Source organism: bacterium (genome assembly GCA_021372515.1).
In the GTDB taxonomy this organism is placed as follows: domain Bacteria; phylum Gemmatimonadota; class Glassbacteria; order GWA2-58-10; family GWA2-58-10; genus JAJFUG01.
Genome location: JAJFUG010000206.1, coordinates 1 through 7,917 on the forward strand (window position 1 = coordinate 1; position 7,917 = coordinate 7,917).

At 65.9% G+C, this 7,917-nt stretch carries 10 protein-coding genes; 1 reads left to right on the forward strand and 9 read right to left on the reverse strand.

Annotated features, from left to right (window positions below):
* From LLH00_18500 to LLH00_18540, 9 genes are all read right to left on the reverse strand, one after another.
* Window positions 1-501, reverse strand: a 501-nt coding sequence (locus LLH00_18500) for a 1-(5-phosphoribosyl)-5-((5-phosphoribosylamino)methylideneamino)imidazole-4-carboxamide isomerase (protein ID MCE5273273.1), incomplete at its 3' end; no start/stop codon positions are given.
* 13 nt (window positions 502-514) lie between these two features.
* Window positions 515-1,114, reverse strand: coding sequence for an imidazole glycerol phosphate synthase subunit HisH (gene hisH, locus LLH00_18505; GenBank protein ID MCE5273274.1), 600 nt, complete (start codon window positions 1,112-1,114; stop codon window positions 515-517).
* Window positions 1,115-1,304: 190 nt separating this feature from the next.
* Window positions 1,305-1,898, reverse strand: a complete 594-nt coding sequence (gene hisB / locus LLH00_18510) for an imidazoleglycerol-phosphate dehydratase HisB (protein ID MCE5273275.1) — start codon at window positions 1,896-1,898, stop codon at window positions 1,305-1,307.
* A 40-nt stretch (window positions 1,899-1,938) separates the two neighbouring features.
* A complete protein-coding gene (locus LLH00_18515) occupies window positions 1,939-2,991 on the reverse strand; it encodes an HAD family hydrolase (protein MCE5273276.1) in 1,053 nt (350 codons plus the stop codon).
* Window positions 2,988-4,064: a histidinol-phosphate transaminase gene (gene hisC / locus LLH00_18520; protein MCE5273277.1), complete on the reverse strand. Its 1,077-nt coding sequence runs from the start codon at window positions 4,062-4,064 to the stop codon at window positions 2,988-2,990. The genes LLH00_18515 and hisC overlap by 4 nt, the downstream gene beginning before the upstream one ends.
* A gap of 8 nt (window positions 4,065-4,072) precedes the next feature.
* Window positions 4,073-5,377 carry a histidinol dehydrogenase gene (gene hisD / locus LLH00_18525; GenBank protein MCE5273278.1) on the reverse strand — a complete coding sequence of 435 codons (1,305 nt, stop codon included), beginning with the start codon at window positions 5,375-5,377 and terminating at the stop codon, window positions 4,073-4,075.
* A gap of 9 nt (window positions 5,378-5,386) precedes the next feature.
* Complete coding sequence (gene hisG / locus LLH00_18530; GenBank protein ID MCE5273279.1) at window positions 5,387-6,256, reverse strand: ATP phosphoribosyltransferase; 870 nt, start codon at window positions 6,254-6,256, stop codon at window positions 5,387-5,389.
* A 190-nt stretch (window positions 6,257-6,446) separates the two neighbouring features.
* On the reverse strand, window positions 6,447-7,076 hold the full coding sequence (locus LLH00_18535) for a phosphoribosylanthranilate isomerase (protein MCE5273280.1): 630 nt from the start codon (window positions 7,074-7,076) through the stop codon (window positions 6,447-6,449).
* Complete coding sequence (locus LLH00_18540) at window positions 7,073-7,708, reverse strand: indole-3-glycerol phosphate synthase TrpC (GenBank protein MCE5273281.1); 636 nt, start codon at window positions 7,706-7,708, stop codon at window positions 7,073-7,075. Before LLH00_18540 ends, LLH00_18535 begins: the two co-directional genes overlap by 4 nt.
* Between LLH00_18540 and LLH00_18545 the strand changes: the two genes are divergently transcribed.
* A partial coding sequence (locus LLH00_18545; GenBank protein MCE5273282.1) for an aminotransferase class I/II-fold pyridoxal phosphate-dependent enzyme occupies window positions 7,661-7,917 on the forward strand: 257 nt, incomplete at its 3' end. The genes LLH00_18540 and LLH00_18545 overlap by 48 nt on opposite strands.

Here is a 7,917-nt window from a genome sequence, read left to right on the forward strand (position 1 = left end):
ACGCTTTATGCCCGAGCCGCTCAAGGAGCGGGCCACATCCAGGGCCTTGAGCGCGCTAACTTCCTCCCAGCCGCGCACCGCCACGAGGCCGTCCCTGGCATCCAGCCCCACCACGACCCGCTCCGCGCCGAAACGCGCGACAGCGGAAGCGGCGAGCCCCGGGTCGGTCAGCACCGCGGTGCCCAGGATCACCCGGCTCACCCCCAGATCCAGCACGCGCCGCACATGCTCCAGGCTGCGGATACCGCCGCCCAGCTCCACCGCGGCGCGGCCCTCCACTGCCCGGACGATACGTTCCACAGTGGGGAGGTTTTTCGACTGGCCCTCGAAAGCGCCGTCCAGGTCAACCACGTGGATAAACCTGGCCCCGGCCCGGGCGAAACTGTCGGCCGGGATAGCGGGATCATCGAAATACTCCGTGCGCTCGCTCTTTTTACCCTGGCGCAGACGCACCGCGCGCCCGTCCATCAGGTCGATGGCGGGCAGAATTATCACCGGCATGGGGTCGGTCCTCTCACATTTCGGCGAAATTTTTCAGCATCCGCAGGCCCGCCTCCTGGCTCTTCTCGGGATGGAACTGCACGGCGAACAGGTTGCCGCGCTCCATGACCGAGGCGAACTCCAGGCCGTAATCGGTGCGGCCCAGGGTGTCGCGCTCATCACCAGGCAGGGCGTAGTAGGAGTGCACGAAATAGCAGAAAGATCCCTCCGGCACGCCCGCGTTGAACGGCGAGGGCCGGGTCCAGTGGATCTGGTTCCAGCCCATGTGCGGTATCTTGCGGCCGGGCGGAAACTTGACCACTTTGCCGGGCAACAGGCCCAGGCCCTGGTGCTCGCCCATCTCCTCGCTGGAGTCGAACAGGAGCTGGAACCCCACGCAAATGCCCAGGAACGGCCGTCCCGAGGCAATAAAATCGCGGATCGGCTTCTCGAACCCCAGCTCGCGGATATTCTGCATGCTCTTGCCGAAAGCGCCATCCCCGGGCAGAACAAGGTGGCTGGCCGGATCGATGTCGGCCGGGTCGGGGCTGATCCGCGCCTCGAACCCCAGGAACTGGAAAGCTTTCTCCACGCTGCGCAGGTTGCCCATCCTGGAATCGACTATGTTGATCATTTTTTTCTGGCTCATTGTGCGAAAACCCGTTTGTCAGAATCTTCGGTTGTCTTAACTGTTCGAGTTGTCCCTGGCGCAGAGCGGGGGCCGCGCAGCCGCCGTGAAACGGCGGGCGGGTTTCACCCGCGGCGCCGAAGGCGCCCTGCGCGGCCCCCGGAGGATGGCCCGGCCCTCCGCTGCGCTTTCTGTCTCAGAGCACGCCCTTGGTCGAGGGGATGCCTTTCTGCCCCTCCACGAGCCGCGTGGCCGTGCCCAAAGCCCGTGCCGCGGCCTTGAAAAGGCTTTCCACCTGGTGGTGCGCGTTGCTGCCGTAGATCAGTTCCATGTGCAGGCTGATCTGGGCCTTGGTAGCCACGGCGCGCCAGAATTCCTCCACCATCTCGGTGGGCAGCTCGCCCACGCGCTCGCGGCGGAACTCACCCCGGAACACCAGCAGCCCGCGGCCGCTGAAATCGACCACCACGCGGCTGAGGGCCTCATCCAGGGGCACGTAGGCATGGGCGAAACGGGTCATCCCGGCCTTGTCGCCCACGGCCCGGTCCAGGGCCTGGCCAAGCGCCAGACCGATGTCCTCGAGGCTGTGGTGCTCATCTACGTGCAGGTCGCCTTGGCAGGTGAGCTTGAGAGCGAACCCGGAGTGGCGCGCCAGGGCGCTCAGCATGTGGTCGAAAAACCCGACTCCGCTGGAACCCTCGAAAACGCCTGTCCCGTCCAGGTCAAGCTCCAGCGAGATAGCGGTCTCGCCGGTGGTCCTTTGCACCGAGGCTTTGCGCGGGGCTGTCATTGTTTACCCCCTTGAGGTGATGGTGCAGAGAAAGAGAATATCAGTCTTTTATTCGAGCTTGCAGCATGGCCCGCAGAAGGGTGTTCACATCCGTGGCCAGCCAGTGGGATCCCTCGCGCTCGAAATGCGCGCTGATCCGTCCCCCGGGGTTCGCCCCGGTGGCGACCATGCAGCCGGACACCCGTCCCTGGCCGGCCTCGACGGCCCGGCCATAGGCCAGCACCGTGCTCCAGTCATCCGGGACATCGCCCACGTAGACCGCGCTGTCAAAGCCCATCTCACGGGCCAGGTGCAGAAGGCCGTCCGGGTCGGGCTTGGGTGTCAGGTGGCCGTCATCCACCACCCGTCCGCGCGGGTGAAGAAGCCGCGCCAGACCAAGGCTTGCCAGCACGTAGTCCGCCTCCTCGGGCGTGCGGCCGGAGAGAATGCCGAACGCCACCCCCGCATGGCTCAGACGCTCCACCAGGGAGATATCTATTATCGGCCGCTCGTGCTCGACCAGCCCCGGACCCTCGAAATACTCCGGGTCGAAGCCGTAAAACGGACGGCAGAGACGCGGCCCGGCGTAGTACTCCTGGAAAATACGCCGCACCAGCTCAGGACGGTATAGACGGTCGAACTCCTCCCGCTTTTCCGGGCCGAGGGCCGCGCGCACCAGGCGCAGGGTCACCTCCAGGCCACCGCCCTCGACCTTTATCCGGCCGGTGAACTCCTCCAGCGTGGGAGCGCCCTCTCTCAGCTCGGCAATATCACGGGGCGGCTCGGGCCGGCAAAGCAGCTTGAGCAGGCCCCAGGCCGAGGCCCCGGCGGCCAGGTCCCAGTCGTTGTTGTAGCGCCCGGCCAGCTTGAACAGCGCGGTCTCATCCGGGCTGACCAGGATTGTTTCTCCCGGCTGTCCAAGGACTTTGTTGAAAAAATGCTGAACCGCCAGGCTGATCACCGAACGGAACGAATCGCTCACCTCCACCAGCACACCGTCGATGTCGAACAGCACGGCATCCAGGCTTTCCAGAGCAGGCAGACTGATATCGGTCCGCGCCCGCAGGCCGGGGGCGATTTCTCGGTACACGGGCGCGGGGGGAGCCGCTGTCATGCCAGGACCTCCCGCAACGCCGCGGCCAGGGCCTCGTTGTCGGCACGCAGGCCCACGGTCAGGCGCAGGCAGCGAGACAGACCCGGATAGTTCGAGATGTTGCGCACCAGGATACCGCGCGCGAGCAGGGCCTCGAACACAGCCTGCGGGGTCTTGCCGCTCAGCTCCACCAGGATGAAATTCGCCTGGCTGGGGAACACTTTCACCCCAGGCAGCGCGGCCAGAAGGCCCTCCAGGCGCTCGCGCTCGCGCTTGAGCTCGGCGATCCGCTTGTTCACCAGGTCCATGTGGCCCAGCATGGTCAGCGCGGCGAGCTGGGTGAAGAAATTCACGTGGTGCGGAAGCTGCACCTTGCCGATCTCCAGAGCCAGGCGCGGATCGCTGAGCGAGAACCCGAAACGCAGGCCGGCCAGGCCGAACGCCTTGCTGAACGTGCGCAGAAGCACCAGGTTCGGGTGCGCCTCCAGCAGTGGGCGGGCATCCTCCGCAGCGAAATTGCTGTAGGCCTCATCCACGATCACCGTGCAGCCGGCCCCCGCGGCGATGGCCTCGATGGTCGAGTTGGGCACCGGGTTGCCGGTCGGGTTGTTGGGCGAGCAGATCACGACAGCGCGCGGTTTGTACTCCTGCACCAGTCGCAGCACGCGCTGCGGGTCCACCGAGAAATCCCCCGGCTCCAGGCTGAATCCCACCGGACGGCCGCCCACCACCACGGCGTTCTGACGGTAGAGGCTGAACGAGGGCTCCGGGTAGAGCACCGCCGCGCCATCCGGCACCGTGGCCAGCAGGCTGTGAAAAATCAGCTCGTTCGAGCCGTTGCCGAGCAGGATGCCCTCCGGGTTCCAGCGGGCGTAGGCAGCCAGGGCCGTCTTGAGCGGCCCCTCGAACTCATCGTGATAGCGCTGCCAGAGCAGCTTGGACACCCGGCTCCAGAGCTCGGCTTTCACGGTCACGGGCAGGTCGAAGGGGCTTTCGTTCAGGTCCATTTTCAGCCTGTACTCGAAAGCCGGGGAACGGTAGGGTTTGAGCGGCAGAAGCTCGGGCCGCAGCAGGTCTGTCAGTTCGTCTTTCATCGCTGTAGTCACTTCTTCTCTTGAATGTCTCGTGCTTCAACAGAGCGGGCGTGCGCCTCCAGGCCCTCGGCCCGGGCCAGACGGGCCACCGGGGCCGCGGCAGCGGCGAACGCCTCGCGGTTGAACGCAATCAGGCTGGAGCGGCGCAGGAACACCTCCACTCCGAGCGGGGAAAACACACGCGCCGACCCGCCGGTGGGCAGCACGTGATTCGGTCCGGCCCAGTAGTCACCCACCGGCTCCGGGCTCCAGGGCCCCAGGAACACCGCCCCGGCATGGCGTATCTTTCCAAGGATCGCCCAGGGATCGGCGGTCAGGATTTCCAGGTGCTCCGGGGCGAAACGGTTGGCCAACGCGGCGGCGTGCTCCATGCTCCGCGCCACCAGCGCCGCGCTGAAATTCTCCACCGCCTGCGCGGCGATGGCCGCCTTGGGTAGGGCTTCCAGACGGCGCTGCAACTCCGCGGCCACTTTTTCGGCCAGAGCGCTGCTGGTGGTCACCAGGATGCAACCGGCGCGCTCATCGTGCTCGGCCTGGCTCAGAAGGTCGGCCGCCACCCAGGCGGGATCGGGGCTTTCGTCTGCGATCACCAGCACCTCGCTGGGTCCGGCCAGCATGTCGATCCCCACCTTGCCGAAGACCAGCTTTTTAGCCGCTGTCACGTAGATATTGCCCGGCCCGGCGATCACATCCACCGCGGGCACGCTCTCCGTGCCGTAGGCCGCAGCGGCGATAGCCTGCGCTCCGCCAAGACGGTAGACCTCCTCGATCCCGGCCAGACGGGCACAGAACAGCACGGCCGGGTTGAGGCCGCCCTGACGGTCGGGAGGGGAGAGGAGCACCACGCGCGGCACCCCCGCGGCCACCGCCGCACCCGCGCCCATCAGCACGCTGCTGGGGTAGGCGGCCTTGCCGCCCGGGGCGTAGATCGCGGCAGAATCCACGGGCAACACCCGCTGGCCCAGTATCTCTCCATCCGCCCCCGTGTAGAACCAGGAGTTGGGCGCCTGGCGGCGGTGGTAGTCCAAGATACGGGCGTAAGCCGCCTCCAGGTCACGGGCGAGCTGCGGGTCGATGCCGGACGCAGCCGAGTCGATTTCATCCCGGCTGACCCGGAACGTTTCCGGTTCCAGGTGCACCCGGTCGAATTTCTCGGTCAGCTCTGTCAGGGCCCGGTCGCCATCCTGGCGCACCCGGGCCACGATAGCGGCGGCATCCGCGCTCACCCGGTCCAGGTCATCCGCCTTGCGCCGGGCCAGCTCGTCCAGGAACTCCTCCTGGCCGGTTTCGATGATTCGCAACAGGTTACTCATGTGTGCGCCTCAGGGGATGACCTTGTTCAGCGGGTATTCGATTATGTCGCAGCCGCCCTTGCGCTTGAGCTCGGGGACGATCTTGCGCACGATGTTTTCATCCACGATGGTCTCCACCGCCACCCAGTCCGGGTCGTTGAGCGAGTTGACCGTGGGGTTCTTCATCGCCGGGAGGATCTTGATCACGGCGTCCAGCTTGGCGCGCGGCACGTTGAGCTTGATCCCCACCTTGCCCTCGGCGGCGATGGCGCCGCGCAGCATCAGGGCGATGTTCTCGATCTTCTCGTGCTTGGCCGGGTCGTCCCAGGCTTTCCTGTTGGCGATCAGCTTGGTGGTGGACTCCAGCACGGTCTCAACGATGCGCAGGTTGTTGGCGCGCAGGCTGCTGCCGGTCTCTGTCACCTCGATGATGGCATCCACCAGCTCCGGCACCTTGGCCTCGGTTGCACCCCAGGAGAACTCCACCTCGGCCTGCACGCCGTTACGCTCCAGGTACTGGCGGGCGATGTTCACCACCTCGGTGGCGATCCGCTTGCCCTGCAGGTCCTTGACCGACTTGACATCGCAGTTGTTGGGCACGGCCAGGACCCAGCGCACCGGGCGCATGCTGCGCTTGGCGTAGATCAGGTCGGCCACCTCGACAACTTCCGCGCCGGTCTCGATGATCCAGTCGCGGCCGGTCAGGCCCACGTCGAACACCCCATCCTGGACATAGCGCGCCATTTCCTGGGCCCGGATGAGCATGGCCTCCAGCTCGTCATCATCGATGGAGGGGAAATAGCTGCGCTCGCTGACCCCGAAATTGTAGCCCGCGCGGCGGAACAGCTCGATGGTTGCATCCTGAAGGCTGCCCTTGGGCAGTCCGAGTTTGATTTTCATCGTGCGGTCATCCTTTCTTCAAGCATCCTGACGGTGCATGAGTTCTATATCAGTGATCAACTATCCGCATTTAATTGTAGGGGCGGACCCATGTGTCCGCCCGGGCGCACACGCGGGTGCGCCCCTACGTTCAAACTGCCACGGCGATTCGCAAATGGTCTGCATCTGCTTCAAAGCATAAACCGTGCTTTCAGTCGATTCCGTCCGCCTCTTTCACCGCGACCATGAAATCCGCCATGCGGGCATGGTCTTTTACGCCGGGGGCGCTTTCCACGCCACTCGAAACATCCACCCCGAACGGACGCACGGTGCGGATCGCCGCGCCCACGTTCTCCGGGTTCAGCCCGCCGGCCAGTATCAAGGGGCCAGCCGAGACCGCCCGGCAGGCCAGGGACCAGTCGAAAGTCCGGCCGGTGCCGCCGGGAGCGCCGGGGACAAAGCTGTCCAGCAGGAAACCGTTGCGCAGGTTCCAATTACGGATACTGTCCAAATCCTCGGGCTTGGCCACCCGGAAAGCCTTGATCCAGGGCACGCCCAGCGCGGCGCAGACCAGCGGAGACTCCTGGCCGTGGAGCTGGGCCAGCCTCAGGCCGCAGCGCTCGAACGTGTCGCGCACCGCGGTGGGGGGAGTGTCCACGAACACACCCACCGGGGTGACCCAGGCCGGCAGGCGCTCGATGATACGCATCGCGTTCTCGGGTATGACGTAGCGCGGGCTGGGACGGTGGAACACGAAGCCCAGGGCATCCACCCCCAGGTCCACGGCCGCGGCGGCGTCCTCCCAGCGGGTGATCCCGCAAATCTTGATCCGGGTCCTCATGACATGGCTCCCAAAAGTTCTCGGGTGGCGGCAGTAATGTCCGGGTGACGCATCAGGTGCTCCCCGACCAGGACCGCGCGGTAGCCGCAGGCGGCCAGGCGGTGGAGGTCGGCGCGGCTGGTGATACCGCTTTCGGAGACCCGCACCGCCGCGCCGGCGAGCAGGGGAGCCAGGCGCTCCGAGGTGGACAGGCTCACCTGGAAAGTGCCCAGGTCGCGGTTGTTGACGCCCACGATCCGCGCGCCCAGGCGGGCGGCCCGCCCGGCCTCGGCCTCGTCGTGCACCTCGACCAGCACATCCAGCCTCAGGCCCCCGGCCACCTGGTACAGGCCGTCCAGAAGGCGGTCCTCCAGGGCGGCGGCGATAAGAAGAATACAGTCCGCGCCCAGCAGGGCCGACTCGAATACCTGATATTCGGAGAAGATGAAATCCTTGCGCAGCACCGGGATGTCCACTGCCTCGCGCGCCTGGACCAGGAACTCCAGGTCACCCTGGAAATATTTCCGGTCCGTGAGCACGCTCAGGGCGGAGGCCCCGCCAGCGACATACTGACGGGCCAGGGCCGCAGGCTGGAAATCCTTGAATTGGCCCGTCGATACGACATCCCGATATTCGAGGACGACCCCTATCATTACCTCTCCTACGAGGGGATCCCCCCAAGCAGTTATCTCCTGCTTGCCGGAGAGGACCGGCGAGTGATCCACTGCAGCAGTTTTTCGAAAACGCTGGCCCCGGGGCTGAGAATGGGCTGGCTGGTGGTTCCCCCGGCACTTGAGGCCGAATTGTACGCCTTGCGCGTGAGCGCGGGCTTCGGCCCCGCGGCCATCCTGCAGAAGGGCAT